This window comes from Buchnera aphidicola (Formosaphis micheliae), assembly GCF_039403185.1.
GTDB lineage: Bacteria > Pseudomonadota > Gammaproteobacteria > Enterobacterales > Enterobacteriaceae > Buchnera_C > Buchnera_C aphidicola_B.
On sequence record NZ_CP135047.1, the window covers coordinates 150,292 to 168,476 of the forward strand.

14 protein-coding genes are annotated in these 18,185 nt (G+C 24.6%); 13 read left to right on the forward strand and 1 reads right to left on the reverse strand.

From position 1 onward, the window contains the following. Window positions 1-71 precede the first annotated feature (71 nt). From nuoC to folC, 13 genes are all read left to right on the forward strand, one after another. Window positions 72-1,835 carry an NADH-quinone oxidoreductase subunit C/D gene (gene nuoC / locus RJX12_RS00655; protein ID WP_343192288.1) on the forward strand — a complete coding sequence of 588 codons (1,764 nt, stop codon included), beginning with the start codon at window positions 72-74 and terminating at the stop codon, window positions 1,833-1,835. A gap of 17 nt (window positions 1,836-1,852) precedes the next feature. Then, entirely contained in the window at window positions 1,853-2,350 is a 498-nt protein-coding gene (nuoE, locus tag RJX12_RS00660) for an NADH-quinone oxidoreductase subunit NuoE (RefSeq protein ID WP_343192289.1), read from the forward strand. After that, entirely contained in the window at window positions 2,347-3,636 is a 1,290-nt protein-coding gene (gene nuoF, locus RJX12_RS00665) for an NADH-quinone oxidoreductase subunit NuoF (protein ID WP_343192290.1), read from the forward strand. The genes nuoE and nuoF overlap by 4 nt, the downstream gene beginning before the upstream one ends. 179 nt (window positions 3,637-3,815) lie before the next feature. Next, the gene (gene nuoG / locus RJX12_RS00670; RefSeq protein ID WP_343192291.1) at window positions 3,816-6,542 is read left to right on the forward strand and encodes an NADH-quinone oxidoreductase subunit NuoG; all 2,727 of its coding nucleotides are present in this window, start codon (window positions 3,816-3,818) and stop codon (window positions 6,540-6,542) included. Further along, complete coding sequence (gene nuoH, locus RJX12_RS00675) at window positions 6,539-7,510, forward strand: NADH-quinone oxidoreductase subunit NuoH (RefSeq protein WP_343192292.1); 972 nt, start codon at window positions 6,539-6,541, stop codon at window positions 7,508-7,510. The genes nuoG and nuoH overlap by 4 nt, the downstream gene beginning before the upstream one ends. A 24-nt stretch (window positions 7,511-7,534) precedes the next feature. Then, complete coding sequence (nuoI, locus tag RJX12_RS00680; RefSeq protein ID WP_343192293.1) at window positions 7,535-8,077, forward strand: NADH-quinone oxidoreductase subunit NuoI; 543 nt, start codon at window positions 7,535-7,537, stop codon at window positions 8,075-8,077. A gap of 9 nt (window positions 8,078-8,086) precedes the next feature. After that, the gene (gene nuoJ / locus RJX12_RS00685; RefSeq protein WP_343192294.1) at window positions 8,087-8,581 is read left to right on the forward strand and encodes an NADH-quinone oxidoreductase subunit J; all 495 of its coding nucleotides are present in this window, start codon (window positions 8,087-8,089) and stop codon (window positions 8,579-8,581) included. A 34-nt stretch (window positions 8,582-8,615) separates the two neighbouring features. Continuing rightward, entirely contained in the window at window positions 8,616-8,918 is a 303-nt protein-coding gene (gene nuoK, locus RJX12_RS00690) for an NADH-quinone oxidoreductase subunit NuoK (protein WP_343192295.1), read from the forward strand. Beyond that, the gene (gene nuoL / locus RJX12_RS00695; RefSeq protein ID WP_343192296.1) at window positions 8,915-10,756 is read left to right on the forward strand and encodes an NADH-quinone oxidoreductase subunit L; all 1,842 of its coding nucleotides are present in this window, start codon (window positions 8,915-8,917) and stop codon (window positions 10,754-10,756) included. The genes nuoK and nuoL overlap by 4 nt, the downstream gene beginning before the upstream one ends. A 93-nt stretch (window positions 10,757-10,849) precedes the next feature. After that, window positions 10,850-12,334 (forward strand): NADH-quinone oxidoreductase subunit M, encoded by a 1,485-nt coding sequence (gene nuoM, locus RJX12_RS00700; RefSeq protein WP_343192297.1) that lies wholly within the window; start codon window positions 10,850-10,852, stop codon window positions 12,332-12,334. A gap of 31 nt (window positions 12,335-12,365) precedes the next feature. Then, window positions 12,366-13,835, forward strand: coding sequence for an NADH-quinone oxidoreductase subunit N (locus tag RJX12_RS00705; protein WP_343192298.1), 1,470 nt, complete (start codon window positions 12,366-12,368; stop codon window positions 13,833-13,835). Window positions 13,836-14,236: 401 nt separating this feature from the next. Continuing rightward, window positions 14,237-14,866, forward strand: a complete 630-nt coding sequence (locus tag RJX12_RS00710; RefSeq protein WP_343192383.1) for a TerC family protein — start codon at window positions 14,237-14,239, stop codon at window positions 14,864-14,866. A 265-nt stretch (window positions 14,867-15,131) separates the two neighbouring features. Next, a complete protein-coding gene (gene folC / locus RJX12_RS00715) occupies window positions 15,132-16,334 on the forward strand; it encodes a bifunctional tetrahydrofolate synthase/dihydrofolate synthase (protein WP_343192299.1) in 1,203 nt (400 codons plus the stop codon). A 164-nt stretch (window positions 16,335-16,498) separates the two neighbouring features. Here folC and RJX12_RS00720 read toward each other — a convergent pair whose 3' ends face one another. Continuing rightward, window positions 16,499-17,446, reverse strand: coding sequence for a ribose-phosphate pyrophosphokinase (locus RJX12_RS00720; protein WP_343192300.1), 948 nt, complete (start codon window positions 17,444-17,446; stop codon window positions 16,499-16,501). Window positions 17,447-18,185 lie beyond the last annotated feature (739 nt).

An 18,185-nucleotide genomic window follows, 5' to 3' on the forward strand; every position in this document is an offset into this window, starting at 1 on the left:
TAGTAAAGTAATCAATTTATTTTTTTTGATTAAATGAAGATATTTTTTATAAATAAAATATAGTGAGTATTATGGATACAACAGAACAATTTGTTAGTGTTTCTATAATTGAAGAATTAAAATGTTTTTTTGGAGAACAATCTTTTTTTGTTCAATCTACTAAAATGGGTTTACCAGTTTTATGGGTCGATCGTACTTTAATATTAAAAATAGCAAAATTTTTACATAATATTCCTAAATCATATAATTTTCTATTTGATTTACATGGAGTTGATGAACGTTATCGTTTACATCGAAAAAATATACCAAATTCTGATTTTTCTGTATTTTATCATTTTGTTTCTATTGAAAGAAATGATGACATTATGATAAAAGTAGCATTGTTTTTTGATGATCTAAATATTCCTACATTAACTAATGTATTTGTTAATGCTAATTGGTATGAAAGAGAAACATGGGAAATGTTTGGTATTGTATTTACAGATCATCCAAATTTAAGACGTATTATTATGCCCGATGATTGGATAGGATATCCCTTGAGAAAAGATTATCCATCTAGAGCTACTGAGTTTGATCCTTTCTTTTTAACAAAGGATAAAGAAGATTTAGCAATGGAATCTTTAACATTTAAACCAGAACAGTGGGGAATGAAAAGAGGAACTAAGGATTTAGACTATATGTTTTTAAATTTAGGTCCTAATCATCCTTCTGCTCATGGTGCATTTCGTATTGTATTACAATTAGATGGAGAAGAAATTATAGATTGTGTACCAGATATAGGATATCATCATCGAGGTGCGGAAAAGATGGCAGAAAGGCAATCATGGCATACTTATATTCCGTATACAGATCGTATTGAGTATCTAGGTGGTTGCATAAATGAAATGCCGTATGTATTAGCAGTGGAAAAATTAGCAGGAATTTCAGTATCTAATAGAGTAGAAGTTATAAGAATAATGTTATCGGAATTATTTAGAATTAATAGTCATTTATTGTATATTTCTACATTTATTCAAGATGTTGGAGCTATGACTCCTGTATTTTTAGCTTTTACAGATCGTCAAAAAATTTATGACCTAGTAGAATTTATAACTGGAGCTAGAATGCATCCAGCTTGGTTTAGAATTGGTGGATTAGCTAATGATTTACCTATTGGATGGGATAAATTATTAAAAGATTTTTTACAGTGGATGCCGAAACGTCTTAATATTTATCTAAATGCTTCGTTAAAAAATACTATATTAATTAGTAGAGCTAAAGGAGTAGCTGCTTATACTAGACAAGATGCTATAAATTGGGGGGTTACTGGCGCAGGATTGCGAGCGACAGGTATATCTTTTGATATTAGAAAAAGTCGTCCATATTCAGGTTATGAAAATTTTGATTTTGAAATTCCTATAGGTAATGGAATTAGTGATTGTTATTCGAGAGTTATGTTGAAAGTAGAAGAAGTACGACAAAGTTTGTCTATTTTAACTCAATGTTTACAAAATATGCCATCTGGACCTATCAAATCTGATCATCCATTAGCGACTCCTCCAAACAAAAAACATGTTTTCAAACACATAGAAACAATGATTACTCATTTTTTACAAATGTCTTGGGGTCCTGTAATTCTTCCGAATGAAAGTTTTCAGATGATTGAAGCTGCTAAAGGTATTAACAGTTATTATATTATTAGTGATGGGGAAACAATGAGTTATCGTACTAGAATTCGTACGCCTAGTTTTCCTCATTTACAACAAATACCTTCGGTAATACGAGGTAGTGTAATATCAGATTTAATAGCCTATTTAGGTAGTATCGATTTTGTTATGTCAGATGTTGATCGTTAAATTGTGTGTATAAAAAAATGATAAAAGTTAATTTATTAAATTCTAATTTTAGATTAAATAGTCTAGAAAAAAATAAAATAAAAAATCAAATAAAATATTATGAAGATTCTAGATCTGTATCTATAGAAGCTTTAAAAATTGTACAAAAAGAAAGAGGTTGGATTTGTGATGAAGCAATTTTTGCTATATCTAAATTATTAGGAGTATCTGTAGTAGATATAGAGTCAGTAGCTACTTTTTATAATCAAATTTTTCGACAACCAGTTGGTAAAAATATTATAAGATATTGTGATAGTATTGTATGTTTTATTAATGGTTATAAAGATATTCAAATGTTACTTGAAAATATATTGGCAATAAAAACAGGAGAAACAACTCAAGATGGTATGTTTACTTTACTTCCTACTTGTTGTCTAGGTAATTGCGATCAAAGTCCTGTTCTGATGATTAATGATGATATGCATTTCTGTGTTACTCCAAAATTAATTCCTAATTTATTAGATTCATACAAATGAAAAAAATATTATGTACTTCTGAAACACATCCTTTAACTTGGTGGTTAGGTGATAATCATAATAACACTATTTGGATAACAGAATATCGTAATAAAAATGGATATAAAGCTGCAGAAAAAGTATGCAAAAATTTTAATCCAATAGATGTTATTAATATTGTAAAAGATTCGAAATTAAAAGGAAGAGGAGGAGCTGGGTTTTTAACTGGAAATAAATGGAGTTTAATGCCTCAGTATGAAAAAGGTGTGAATCGTTATTTAATTTGTAATGCAGATGAAATGGAACCAGGTACTTATAAAGATAAATTTTTAATGGAACATATTCCTCATCAATTGATAGAAGGATTATTAATTAGTTCTTTTGCTTTACAGGTAAGTAGAGCTTATATTTTTTTACGAGGTGAATATGTACAAGCAGAAAAAATTTTAAATCGTGCTATATCTGAAGCGAAAGAATTAGGTTTTTTAGGTAAAAATATTTTTGGAAGTAAATTTACTTTAGATATAGTTATACATAGTGGAGCAGGTCGTTATATCTGTGGAGAAGAAACAGCATTAATAAATTCGTTAGAAGGAAAAAGAGCAAATCCAAGATATAAACCGCCGTTTCCTGCTATGGTTGGTTTATGGGGAAAACCGACTTGTGTTAATAATGTAGAAACGTTATCCAATATTCCTTCCATTATTTTGAATGGAGTAAATTGGTATAAAAATTTATCTAAAAGTAATGATACTGGAACTAAATTAATGGGTTTTTCTGGCAGAGTTAAATGTCCTGGTCTATGGGAATTGCCATTTGGTATAACGGCTAATGAATTATTACATAATTATGCTCAAGGAATGAAAAAAGGTTTAACATTAAAAGCATGGTTACCAGGAGGGGCTGGTACAGGATTTCTTACTCCAGAACATTTGAATGTTACAATGGAATTTTCTAGTATTAGTAACGTAGGTAGTAGATTAGGTACAGGGTTAGCTATGGCTATTGATAATACTTTCAGTATGGTATCCATTGTGTTAAATTTAGAAAAATTTTTTTCAAGAGAATCTTGTGGTTTATGTACTCCATGTCGAGATGGTTTGCCATGGACAGTTAAAATTTTAAAAATGCTTGAAAAGAAAAGAGGACATGAAAATTATATTACATTGTTAGAAGAATTATGTAATCAATTAAATACTGGTCGCACTTTTTGCGCTCATGCTCCTGGTGCTGTAGCACCGATAAAAAGTGCTATTAAATATTTTCGATCAGATTTTGAAGCAGGTTTATTAAAAAATAAATTATAGAGATAATGTTATGTAAAATATATATTTTAGTTAGTTTATTTCTATAAATTTAAATTATTAACTTATATTCAATCTGAAAAGCTATTTTTTTAGATTCCAATATATTTAACATGTAAATTAGCATTATGATATCTTGGATATAATTTCGATATTTTTTTAATTTTTAAGTTGGATGATTTATGGCTGAAATTTATGTAGATGGTAAGCAGTATAATGTAGATGAATCAAATAATTTACTACATGCATGTTTATCAGCGGGTATTGATATTCCTTATTTTTGTTGGCATCCAATTTTAGGAAGTGTGGGTTTTTGTCGTCAATGTGCAGTAAAAAAATATGATTCTATGGAATTAAATCAAGGACAGATAGTTATGTCCTGTATGACTCCTGCTAAACATGGAACAATAATTTCAATTAAGGACGAAGAGTCGATAGCATTTCGTAAATTTATAATAGAACTTTTAATGACTAATCATCCACATGATTGTCCTGTATGTGAAGAAGGAGGTAATTGTCATTTGCAAGATATGACTGTAATGACTGGACATAATATACGTCGTTATAATTTTAATAAGAGAACCCATAATAATCAATATTTAGGTCCGTTTATATCTCATGAAATGAATCGTTGTATAGGATGTTATAGATGTACTAGGTATTATCAAGATTACGCTGGTGGAACTGATTTAGGAGTATTTGGTATTAGTAATAATATTTATTTTGGTAGAATTTCTGATGGTATATTAGAGAATGAACATTCTGGAAATTTAGTAGAAATATGTCCTACAGGAGTTTTTACTGATAAGACAAGTTCTGAACATTATCATAGAAAATGGGATATGCAATATGCTCCTAGTATTTGTAATTATTGTAGTATAGGTTGTAATATTAGCGTAGGTGAACGTTATGGTAAGATATGTAAAATAGAAAATAGGTATCACGGATTAATTAATCATTATTTAATTTGTGATTTAGGTCGTTTTGGATATGGATATAGTAATATTAATGATCGTCCTATAAAATCATATCATAAGATATTAAATGATAAAATCATCTTAAATGATGAACAAGCGATTGAAACTGCAGCAAATATACTAAATAAATCTAATTCTATTCTTGGAATTGGTTCTAACAGGGCTAGTATTGAGAGTAATTTTGCATTAAAAAAAATAGTTGGTGAAGAAAACTTTTCTTCAGGTTTATTATTTGAAGAACAGGATTGTATTAATTTAATTATTAACATTTTAAAAAATGGTGGAATTTATACTCCTACATTAAGAGAAATAGAAAATTATGATGTGATTGTGATTTTAGGAGAAGATTTAACTCAAGTAGCTCCTAGGATGGCTTTATCTGTTAGACAAGCTGTTAAATCTAAACGTTTGCAATTAGCGGAACAAAAAAATGTACCAATATGGCATAATCAAGCATGTATAAATATATCTCAAGATAAAAAAAATTATTTATTTATCACTAATATTGATGTAACTAATTTAGATGATATTTCAACATGGAATTATACAGGATCAGTTGATGATCAAGTCATTTTAGCGTATTCAATTGCTAATGAGATAGATAAATCTAGCCCTCCATCTGTATGTATTGATGAAACTATTGTACATAACAAATTGTTTTTAGTAAAAAAATTATTATCTAGTAAAAAACCATTAATTATATCAGGATCGCATTCAAGAAATGTGAATTTAATACAAGCTGCTTTTAATATTTCTTTAGCATTAAAAAAATTAAATCGTGATGTAGGCCTTATATTATTAACTTCTAGTAGTAATAGTATTGGATTAGGTTTAATTGGAGGTATTTCTTTAGATAAAGTATTAGTAAATATTCACAAAAAAAAATATGATACTATGATAGTAATGGAAAATGATTTGTATAGAATGTATTTAAAGTCTCAATTAGAATCAGTTTTTAATTGTATAAAATATATAATTGTTATTGATTATTTTAATAACAATACTATGAAACATGGTACGTTAGTTCTTTCTGCTGCTAATTTTTTTGAAAGTTCTGGAACAATATTAAATTATGAAACTCGGGCGCAGAAATTTTTTAAAGTTTATGATCCAAAGTTTTTTGATAATCAAATAGGTAAATTAGATAGTTGGAAGTGGTTAAGTTATATAGCTCAGCGTATGGGAAAGAGTGGTATGTTGTGGAACAATGTAGATGATGTTATGAATTCAATTATTGATGATATTCATGATTTTAAGTGTTTAAAAAATAATTTACCAAATGCATCTTTTCGCATTTATGGTAGTAAAATAGCACGTTCTTCACATAGAGCTAGTGGAAGAACTGCATTGCGCTCTAATATTAGTGTACATGAAATAAGACAACCTCAAGATATTGATTCAATGTTTTCTTTTTCTATGGAAGGTAATCAACAGGCATATAGATTTTCTTCTTACATACCTTTTGCATGGAGGCCAGGGTGGAATTCTCCACAAGCATGGAATAAAGTTCAAAAAACTATTAATCAGAGTTTATTATGTGGTGATTCAGGGGTTTTAGTATTAAAAGGATATAAAAAAAATAATATTAATTGGTTTCAATATTTATCTAATTCTTCTAAAATTATAAATAATTGTTATGTTGTTCCTTATTATTTTTTATTTGGATCAGAAGAAATAACTCAAAGAACTCCTGTTTTAAGTAAAAAAATACCTATTTTTTGGGCTTATTTTAGTATTTCAGATGCCCAAAAAAATTGCTTAAAAAATAATTCATTAGTTAGTTTTTTTTGTTTAGATGAATATTTTCAAGTTAAAATACGTATTTCAAAAAAATTAAAGTCTGGACAGATTGGTTTACCATTAGGAGTATCTGGTTTTCCGTTTATTCTTTTTGGTCAAGAAATAAAAAAAATACAGGAGATAAAAAAATGAATTTTATTTCCAGTAGTGTAAAAGAAATAATCCCATCTATTCTACAATCTTTTTTTATATTATTTACATTAATTTTTTTTGCTGCATTTTTGAGTTTAGTTGAACGTAGAGTGTTAGCTTTATTTCAAAATAGATATGGTCCAAATAGAGTAGGATATCATGGAATATTACAAATATTTGCCGATATGATTAAAATAGCATTCAAAGAAGATTGGATACCTAATTTTAGTAATCGTTGTATATTTATTATTTCTCCAATAATTGCGTTTACTTCATTATTATTTGTTATGGGAATAATTCCTATTAGTTCTAATATAATCATTATTAATTTAGACATTGGTTGTTTATTCTTTTTAATGATGGCTGGGTTGTCAGTATATTCTATTTTATTTGCAGGTTGGTCTAGTAATAATAAATATGCTTTGTTAGGCTCTATGAGAGCAGCTGCGCAAACGTTGAGTTATGAAATATTTTTGGGTTTGTCGTTAATGGGTGTAGTAGCACAATGCGGATCTTTTAATTTATTAGATATAGTAAATAAACAACGTTATTTATGGAATATTGTTCCTCAATTTTTTGGTTTTTTAACTTTTTTTATTGCAGGTCTAGCAGTATGTCATAGACATCCTTTTGATCAACCAGAATCTGAACAGGAGTTAGCAGATGGTTATCATATTGAATATTCTGGTATGAAATTTGGACTATTTTTTATTGGTGAATACATTTCTATTATCACTGTATCTAGTTTAATTACAACGATGTTTTTAGGTGGTTGGAATGGCCCATGGTTACCAGATTATTGTTGGTTTATTTTTAAAACTTGTTTGTTTATTTTGATATTTATTTTAATTAGAGCTTCTTTGCCTAGACCCAGATACGATAAAGTAATGTTATTTGGTTGGACAATATGCTTACCGATAACATTGTTAAATTTATTAATTACTGGTTTTATTATATTATTATTTTAATTATAATAGGATATTTTTGAGTATATGATTTTAAAAAATATTTTTTTTGGTTTGATTAGTCAAATACGAAGTATATTTATCATTGGTATGCGTGCTTTTTATAAAAGAGAAACTAAACAGTATCCTGAAGAACGAGTAAAGCTTTCTAATAGATATCGTGGAAGAGTTGTATTAACTCGTAATTTGAATGGTGAAGAGCGATGTGTAGCTTGTAATTTATGTTCTGCTGTTTGTCCCGTTAGTTGTATTTCTATGGAGAAAACTAATCTTAAAGATAAACGTTGGTATCCTAAATTTTTTCGTATTAATTTTTCAAGATGTATTTTTTGTGGATTATGTGAAGAAGCTTGTCCTACTGCAGCAATACAGCTTATTCCTGATTTTGAATTAGGAGAATTTAAAAGACAAGATTTAGTATATGAAAAGGATGATTTATTAATTTCAGGTCCAGGAAAATATACAGATTATGATTTTTATAAATTTACAGGTGTTACTATTTCTGGAAAAAAATGTGGTGATTTAAAATATGAAAATAAACCTATCGATGTAAAAACATTGTTACCTTAAGGAAATTCTATGGAATTTATTTTTTATGCTTTAGGAACATTGGTTACATTTTTTACAATATTATCGATTTTTACTTGTAATCCAGTATATGCATTAATTTATCTTATAGTATCTTTATTATTTATATCAGGTATATTTTTTTTATTAGGTGATATTTTTCCTGCTGTATTAGAAATTATTATTTATGCTGGAGCTATAATGGTATTGTTTATATTTGTAATAATGTTGTTGAATCTTGGTAAATATATAGAAAAAACAGAAATGATTTTTTTAAATTCTAATAGTTGGAGAAAAATTAGCGTTTTATTTTTATTTTTTTTGATAGCTTTAGTTTATAGTATTTCATATGTGAGTAATCTTAATATTACTGAAACCACTATAGATATTAAAGAAATGGGTATGAATTTATTTGGTTCTTATATTTATATAGTAGAATTGGTATCAATATTATTATTAAATACATTAATATTAGTGTTTCATTTTGGAAAAAATAGATATAATTAATTTTATATAGATTAAAAGAGGTATGTTATTTAAGATGATTTCTATTTTAGATGGTTTAATTTTATCAATTATTTTATTTTTTTTAGGAGCTTTGTGTATTGTTATACGTCGTAATGTTTTGTTTATTTTTATTGGTATAGAAATTATGATGAATGCACTTGCGTTAGCTTTTATATTTATAGGACATTATTGGAATCAAAGTGATGGACAGATAATGTATATTTTAATTATTACCTTAGCTGCGTCGGAAGCTAGTGTAGGTTTAGCTCTTTTAATTCAACTATATCGGCGTTATAAAACGTTAGATATTGATATATTAAGTAGGATGCGAGGATGAGTGTTATTTATCTTATCGTTGGTTTTCCATTGTTTAGTTTTTTTTTATTATCTTTTTTTAGTAAATATTTATCTAATAATTATTCTATGTTTATTAGTAATATTTCTATTTTTATTTCTTTAATATTAACTTGTTATTATTTGAATATATTTTTACATTTTAATCATCATGTATATTTATTTAAACTATGGAATTGGATTCATATTGGAAAGTTAATAGTTGATTTTAATTTGTTGTTGGATAATTTATCTTTAGTTATGTTATTGATGATTATTCTTGTTGGTTTATTAATATGTATGTATTCTATTTGGTACATGAAACGTGTTGAGGGTTGTACTCGTTTTTTTTCATATATTAGTTTATTTATTGCAAGTATGTTATTATTGGTATTATCAGATAATTTGTTGTTGCTTTTATGTGGTTGGGAATTAGTTGGATTATGTTCTTATTTATTAATTGGTTTTTATTACAAAGATATTAAAAATTGTCGATCAGCAATTAAGTCGTTTATTGTTACACGGTTTGGAGATATTTTTTTATTATTTGCAATTTTTTTAACTTATTATTATTTTGGGTCTTTTAATTTTTGTGATTTATCATTAATTGCAGAAAATAGTATTTTTGTAAGTTATGATTTTTCATTAAAATGGGTGATGTTATTTTTTTTAATAGGGGGATTAGGTAAGTCTGTTCAAATTCCATTTCACATTTGGTTAACTGATGCAATGGTTGGACCCACTCCTGTTTCAGCATTAATTCATGCTGCTACTATGGTTATAGTAGGAATTTATTTATTTTTAAGAATACATACTTTATTTATTTTAACACCAAATATATTGTTTATAATATCTAACATTGGAATTATAACTTTGTTAGTATCTAGTCTATCAGCTGTTGTACAAAAAGATATTAAATGTATATTAGCTTATTCAACAATGAGTCAAATAGGGTATATGTTTTTAGGTTTAGGGGTAGGTGCCTGGAATGCTGTTATTTGTCATTTAGTTATTCATGCTTTTTTTAAAGCATTATTATTTCTTACATCAGGTTCAATAATATTAGCATGTAATCACGAAAGAAATATTTATAAAATGGGTGGTTTATATAAAATATTATTTTTTGAATATATATGTTTTTTATTAGGAACTAGTGCTTTAATTGCTTTTCCTATTATTAGTGCTGGATTTTATAGTAAAGGAGCTATCTTACTATCAGTTTATCAAGCTCGTCATTTTTATCTTTTTGGTATAGCATTAATAAGTTCTATTATAACATCTATTTATGCATGTAAGATGATTTTTCTTATTTTTCATGGTCAACAAAATATTCTTGTTACTAAATACAAAGAAATAATATATAAAGTTCCTTTAATAGTATTAGGTATATTATCTACTGTGTTTGGTTATTTTTTAGTTTTTCCTTTGTCTAATATTTTTGTAATGAAGCCCATACTTTTAGTTAATACTTTTTATATAGAATTTTTGTGTAGTGTATGCTCTATATTAGGTATTTGGATAGCATACATTATGTGGTTCAAGAAAAAAAATATATTTTTTTGTTTTCAACAAGTAAAACTAGTTTATTTTTTAAAAAATTTTTTATATTCAGGTTGTGGATTTAATTATTTATATAATTATTTATTTGTTAAACCATATTTACGGTGTTCATATTTTTTATCACATGATCCATTAAATTATATTATTCAATTTCCTATAAATTGTGTTGTTACGTTTAGGAAAATGTTATCAGTTATGGTGAATGGTTATTTACGTTGGTATATATCTTCAATGATTATAGGTATTACAATTAATTTAATATTTATATTACTGATGTATTGATTGTCTAAATATATTGACTATATTTTTATGGTATATAAATCATAAAATTGGTTCAATAATATTATTAAAATATTGAATAGGGTTATAACTATAATGTTTTTACCATTATTAATCGTTGTTCCATTTTTTGGCGCTTTTTTATGTTGGCAATCAGAACGGTTTAATTACAAATTACCTCGTTGGATTGCATTGATTACAATGGGAATAGTTTTATCATATATATTAAAAATTTGGTGTTATAAGTTTAATTTAGGAATTCAACCACCATTTCAATTAGATAATTGGTTGATAGAATTTTTCATACGATGGATTCCTAAATTAGGTATTGATATTCATTTAGGAGTTGATGGTTTATCTATTTTAATGTTATCACTTACAGTTTTCTTTGGAATTGTTTCAATTTTGTGTTCATGGAATCATATTAATAGATATCAGGGACTATTTTATTTTAATTTAATGTGGTTATTAGGAGCAATTATCGGTCTATTTTTGTCTATTGATTTATTTTTATTTTTATTTTTTTGGGAAATAATGATAATTCCTATGTATTTTTTAATTATTTTATGGGGTTATAAAGCATTTAATAGTCAAAAGAATATTGATTCAGCAAATAAATTTTTTATTTATTCACAATTATCTGGATTATTATTATTAATTGGTATACTTACTTTGGTATTTACTCATTATTGTGTTACTCATGAATGGACATTTAATTATAATTTATTGATAAAAACTCCTATGAGTCAAGAATTAGAATATTTTTTAATGTTCTGTTTTTTTTTAGCATTTATTATTAAAATACCTGTGATTCCATTCCATACTTGGTTACCGGAAGTACATTCATATTCTCCAATTTCTGGTGTTTTAGATTTATCTGGATTGTTATTAAAAACAGCAATTTATGGTTTATTACGTTTTTCATTACCATTTTTTCCACATGTTTTATCTAGTTTTTCTAAATTTGCAATATGTATTGGTTTGATTAGTATGTTCTATAGTGCGTGGATGGCATTCTCTCAAAATAATATAAAAAAAGTTGTGGCTTATAGTTCTATATCTAATATGGGATTAATGCTAATTGCTATTTATGTTAATAATATAATTTCTTTTCAGGGAGTTATGATACAAATATTATCGCATAGTATTTCAATTGCAGCTTTGTTTATTTTGATTCATCAATTATACATAATTCTATTTACAAGAAATATAAAAAAAATGGGAGGATTATGGTCAAATATTGGATGGATTCCAGCTTTTTTTTTATTTTTTATTATATCCAATATTGGTTTACCTGGAACAGGAAATTTTGTAGGTGAATTGATGATGTTTATTGGAATTTTTAATTATTCTCCTATATTATCTTTTGTGTCTTTATTCATATTAATATTTTCTTCTGTTTATTCTTTATATGTGATAAAAAAAATTTGTTTTGGTAAAACTAAAACTTGTTATGAAATAAAAAATATACAGTGTATTGAGTTTGTTATATTGATTATTTTTACTTTAATATTAATTTCTATAGGTTTTTTTCCAACGTTTATTTTAGATACTGCATATATAGCTATGTATAATTTTTAGTATATTTTTTTATTTTATTGAAAGGTTTTTCATGAGTACAATTATTATAAAACAATTTATTGGATTAATTCCTATTTTCATTTTATTAATAGCAGCATTGATTGGGATCTTTTCAATTGCTATAAAGAGAAATCATATATTTGTTTATATTATAAGTGTAATAGGTTTTATTATATCAATATTATCTATGTTTTTTGTTTGTCAAATAATACCAATTGATATTGGTATGTTATTTTATATCAATCATTATTCAATTTTATATATGAGTATAATTATTATATCTGGTATTATTACTATTATTTTAGCTTATCCTTATTTATTGCATTATAAATTTAATAAAGAAGAGTTTTATTTATTATTATTATTTTCTACATTAGGTAGCATGGTCGTTGCTATTTCTAATCATTTAATTAGTATTTTTATAAGTATTGAACTAATGTCTTTTCCGATATTAGGATTAATTGGTTATGAATATTTTCAATATAAATCGTTAGAAGCAGCATTAAAATATATGATTTTATCCGGATTTTCATCTATATGTTTATTATTAGGTATTGCTTTAATATATTATGTATCAGGTAGTTTAAATTTAATTGATATTGGTAATACTTTAATTTTTAATTCTATATATAACAATAATATAATTATATTATTGGGTTTAAGTTTAATTTTAGTATCTTTTATATTTAAATTATCAATTGTACCTTTTCATTTATGGACTCCTGATGTATATGAAGGAAGTTCTTATGTAGTTCTTTTTTTTGTATCTTCTGTTGGTAAAATTGCAGTATTTAGTTTATTAAGTAGATTATTTTTGTATATTCCGAATAGCAAAATCAGTTTAATATATTTAATATTAGAATTTATGTCATTTATTTCTATTGTTTTTGGTAGTGTAATGATGTTATTTCAAAAAAACATTAAGAGGTTATTAGCTTATTCATCTATTTCTAATTTAGGTTATTTATTAATTACAGTGATATATATCAATAATCAATATATTTCATTAATAACTATTGGATTATTTACACTTAGTTATATATTATCAAATGCAGTTTTTTTAGGTTCTATAAGTTCTATTTCTATAAAAAATGAACAAAAAGACATTGATTATATTAAATTTTATAGAGGTATATTTTGGCGTCATCCAATTATTGCAATTATGTTAACAATAGCTTTATTTTCGTTTGCAAGCATTCCTATGAGTATTGGTTTTTTTGGAAAGTTTTATTTAATGTTACTAATAGTATCTAAAAAATCATTATTATTAGGATTTGGAATTGTTTTAGGTAGTATAATTGGATTATATTGTTATTTACAGGTAATTTTAAGTTTTTATTTAAAATCATCTGAATTATTAAGCAATAACAAATTATTTAATAGTTTTAAATTAACTGTATTAAATATATTAATAATAATATTGTCTACTATAATAGTATTATTTGGTATATATCCAACATATTTAATTGAGTTATTTGGAAACATTCAATGGTTGTTATAAAAAACATAATATTCATATACAATTTTAGCATATTTGTATCTATTTTGTATTTAATATATTTTATTACATAAAATATATTTTGTTTAATATAAGTAATACTTTATATAGTATAAACTAAGTATATGAAAAGTACTGTTTATAATTTTATTTGAATATTTTTATAATGGAATAAATAAAAATGTATCATAATGTAGGTACAACTTTTCTTTGGACGGTTTTTAGTATATTGTCTATTTTAATGATTTTGTTTGAGGTAACATTACAAAAAAAAAATATTTTTAAAAAATTATTCTAAAGGAGCTTATTTATTAACTATATCTTGGATATGTACTACCTTTTTATTCGCTTTAATATTTTGGTTATGTATTAAAAATAATTTTAATTGTGAACATGCTAATACAATATTATTATCTTTTTTTAGTGCTTACTTTTTTGAACAATTATTATCTATAGATAATATTTTTGTGTGGTTTATATTATTTAAATCATTTTCTATTTCTTTTATATGGCAACGTAAAGTATTAATATATGGAGTATTAGGTGCTATTTTATTTCGAACTAGTATGATTTTAATAGGTAATTGGTTATTGATAAAGTTGCATTGGGTATTGTATTTTTTTGGAGTTATTTTAATATTAACAGGAGCAAAAGTATTTTTTAGTCGAAACAATGAAAATGATATATTAAAAGAAAAAAAATGGATAATATGGATATATAAAAAATTAAGAATAATAAATGAAATTCAAGGAGATAAATTTTTTTTAAGACGTAATAGAATATTTTTTTTAACTCCCTTGTGTTTTGTAGCTATATTAATTGAACTTAGTGATATTATTTTTTCTATTGATAGTCTTATAGCTGTTTTATCTATAACTGTAGATCCTTTCGTTGCAATTACATCAAATTTATTAGCTATTTTTAGTTTGCGTTCTTTATATTTTGTTTTATATTCTTGTATTAAAAAAATAGATTTTATAAAGTATGTAGTAGGGTTAATATTAATTATTATTGGTCTGAAAATTTTTATATAACATATAATATATTTTTTTGGTATATTTATAAATAATATGTAAACAGATATTGAAATAATATTACTGAGTAATAATATATATATGTTGTAAATATATTGTTATCATAGTAAAGTATGCAAGTTGTTAGTATTTTTTTAAATATTTTTAATAAAATATTTAATTTCAATATACAAAAACTTATAATTCGTTTATTTGTATATTAATTAACGTATATTTTATTTTTTAAAATGATTTTTTATTGTATAGTTAAAATATATAACACGAAATGTATCTTAAAGAAAATAATATAAATTTATATAATTTTAAATTATTGGCAAAAAAAATGCATTTATTGCATTCTTCTGCATTTATTTTTATTGTTGGCGGTACTAATGGAAAAGGGACAGTATGTTATTTTTTAGAAAAGATTTTTATAAATTCTGGGTATCGAGTAGGGTTATATACTTCACCTCATTTATTAGATGAAATTGAACGTGTGAGGATTAATGGTCAATATGTTGAAAGAAGTGTATATCAATATGCGTTTTCATTAGTGAGATTGTATCAAAAAAATTTTTTCTTAACATATTTTGAATTTATTACATTAGTTGCATTAGTTTTGTTTAAAGATACCAAATTAGATGTTATTATTCTTGAAGTAGGATTAGGAGGTAGATTAGATGCTACAAATATCATTAATACAGATTTATCTATAATTACTAATGTCGGGATAGATCATGTTGATTGTTTAGGTAGCACTCGTTCTAGTATTGGATTTGAAAAGGCTCATATTGCCAGAAAAAATAAATTTATCATATTTGGAGAATATGATATACCTGGTAAAATGGTACATGTAATAAAAAATAAACAGGCTATATTAAAATTATTTAAGAGAGATTGGTTTATTATTAAAAATAAAAATAACTGGAGTTATGTTTCTCGTACTAGAAATATATACAATATTTCTTATCCTAATGTATCTTTAAATAGTATTTCAGTAGCTTTAACTGCTTTATTTTGTTCTCCATTTATAATATATAATAATGTTATTATAGATGTGATTAAAAATATTGTGATACCTGGGCGATTTCAAATTATATCTCAAAAACCTAAAATAATATTAGACGTTGGACATAATCCACATGCTATATTAAATTTATCTAAAAAAATAAAAAAAATTAGTCATAAAAGAAAAAAAATTTATGTGATTATGGGAATATTAAAAGATAAAGATTTTCATAATATGATTTTAAATTTAATAGAAGTAGTTGATTATTGGTATACTGCGCCAATAGATACGATAAAAGGATTTACTTGGTGTCAATTAAATAAAATTTTACCAAATTTTTTTAATATTTGTAAAAATGTTCAAAAAGTATGGGATGTTGTTCAAAAAAGAACTAACAAAGAAGACGTAATAGTCGTATGTGGATCATTTTATTTAGTATCGGAAATAATGAAAATTATGAAATTAAAAGTAATAATTTAATTTAATTTATTTTTATAAGAGGATAAATGTAAGTAAATATTTTTTATATATATGATATATTTTTAATAATAGATATTTTACATATTTAATAAATAAACAGTACACTAAAATGAATAATTAATTTTAATGTACTTATGAAAATATATTGTATTAAAACAATGGTTTTAGTGTTCGAACATTTCAGAAATAGATTCTTCATTACTAATTCTACGAATTGCTTCAGATAACATGCTAGAAAGACTCAATTGTCTTACATTAGGCAATAAACTAATTTTTTCAGATAATGGAATAGAATCACATACAACAACTTCATCAATTACAGAACGTTGTAAGTTTTCTACAGCATTACCAGAAAAAATTGGATGTGTAGCGTAAGCAAATACTCTATTTGCTCCTCTACTTTTTAGAGCTTCAGCAGCTTTACATAATGTACTTCCAGTATCTATTATATCGTCAACTAATACGCAATCACGTTCTGTAACATCTCCTATAACATGCATTACTTGAGATATATTAGATTGAGGTCTTCTTTTGTCTATTATAGCCATATCTGTATCATATAATAATTTAGCTATTGCTCTAGCTCTAATTACTCCACCTATATCTGGTGATACAACAATTGGATTATTTAAATTAATTTTTAACATATCTTCTAATAAAATTGAACTACCAAAAACGTTATCTACAGGTACATCAAAGAAACCTTGAATTTGTTCTGCATGTAAATCAACAGTTAAAATGCGATCAATTCCAACATTTGATAGAAAGTCAGCAACGACTTTTGCAGTGATAGGTACTCTAGCTGAACGAACACGTCGGTCTTGTCTAGCATATCCAAAATAAGGAATAACTCCAGTAATACGACCAGCAGAAGCACGTCTTAAAGCATCTACCATAACTAATAATTCCATTAAATTATCGTTTGTAGGAGCGCAAGTTGATTGAATAATAAATACATCACTGCCTCTGACATTTTCATTAATTTGTATGCTAATTTCTCCATCACTAAATCTAGTAACTAATGCATTACCTAATGTAGTATACAGTCTTTTTGTAATAGATTTAGCTAATTTTGGGATAGCATTACCAGAAAATAATTTTATGTTAGACACGGAAGTCAACCTTAATTTATTGATCAATTGAATTGGTTGTATTTTAAATGGATATAATAAAAATTTAATATTTTCAATATTAAAGTAATTATTTTTTAAAATGAATATTATTTCTATATAAAATATTTTTTATAATAGAAATATATCATATAAATATTATTTTTTTAGAAGGTTAATATAATTTTTTAGTTGATTAAAATTATTAAATATTTTTTTAATGGTATGATAAAATTACACAGTATTTAGATAATTTATATTTTTAATTCAATATTTTGAAATATGTGATTAGTGCGTTATGCTATTGAATTATTTTAATATTTTGCATAGTATTTAACGTTATGATTTGAATCATTATTTTTTTGAAAAGTATATTTTATTATATAATATAAATTTGATATAAAAATATTATTTTTTTATTATGAAATGATACTTATAATATAAAATAATATTTTTGTGCATTTTTAAAAAATATAATACATTATAGATAGTGTTTGCTTATAGTAATATTTTTTATTATTTTTAGTAGATTTTTAAGTAAGTTTTTATTCAAATATGTGACGTTGATGTTATTTGTTTTTATTTTATAGTATAAGGGAATTTTATTATATTAATTTTATTTTATAAATTTAAGATATATATATTTTAGGAGTATAGGATATAAAATATGTTTATAAGGATAAATTACTATTATAATTATATAATAAATAAAATATTGACTAGTATTGTTATTTTTATATCA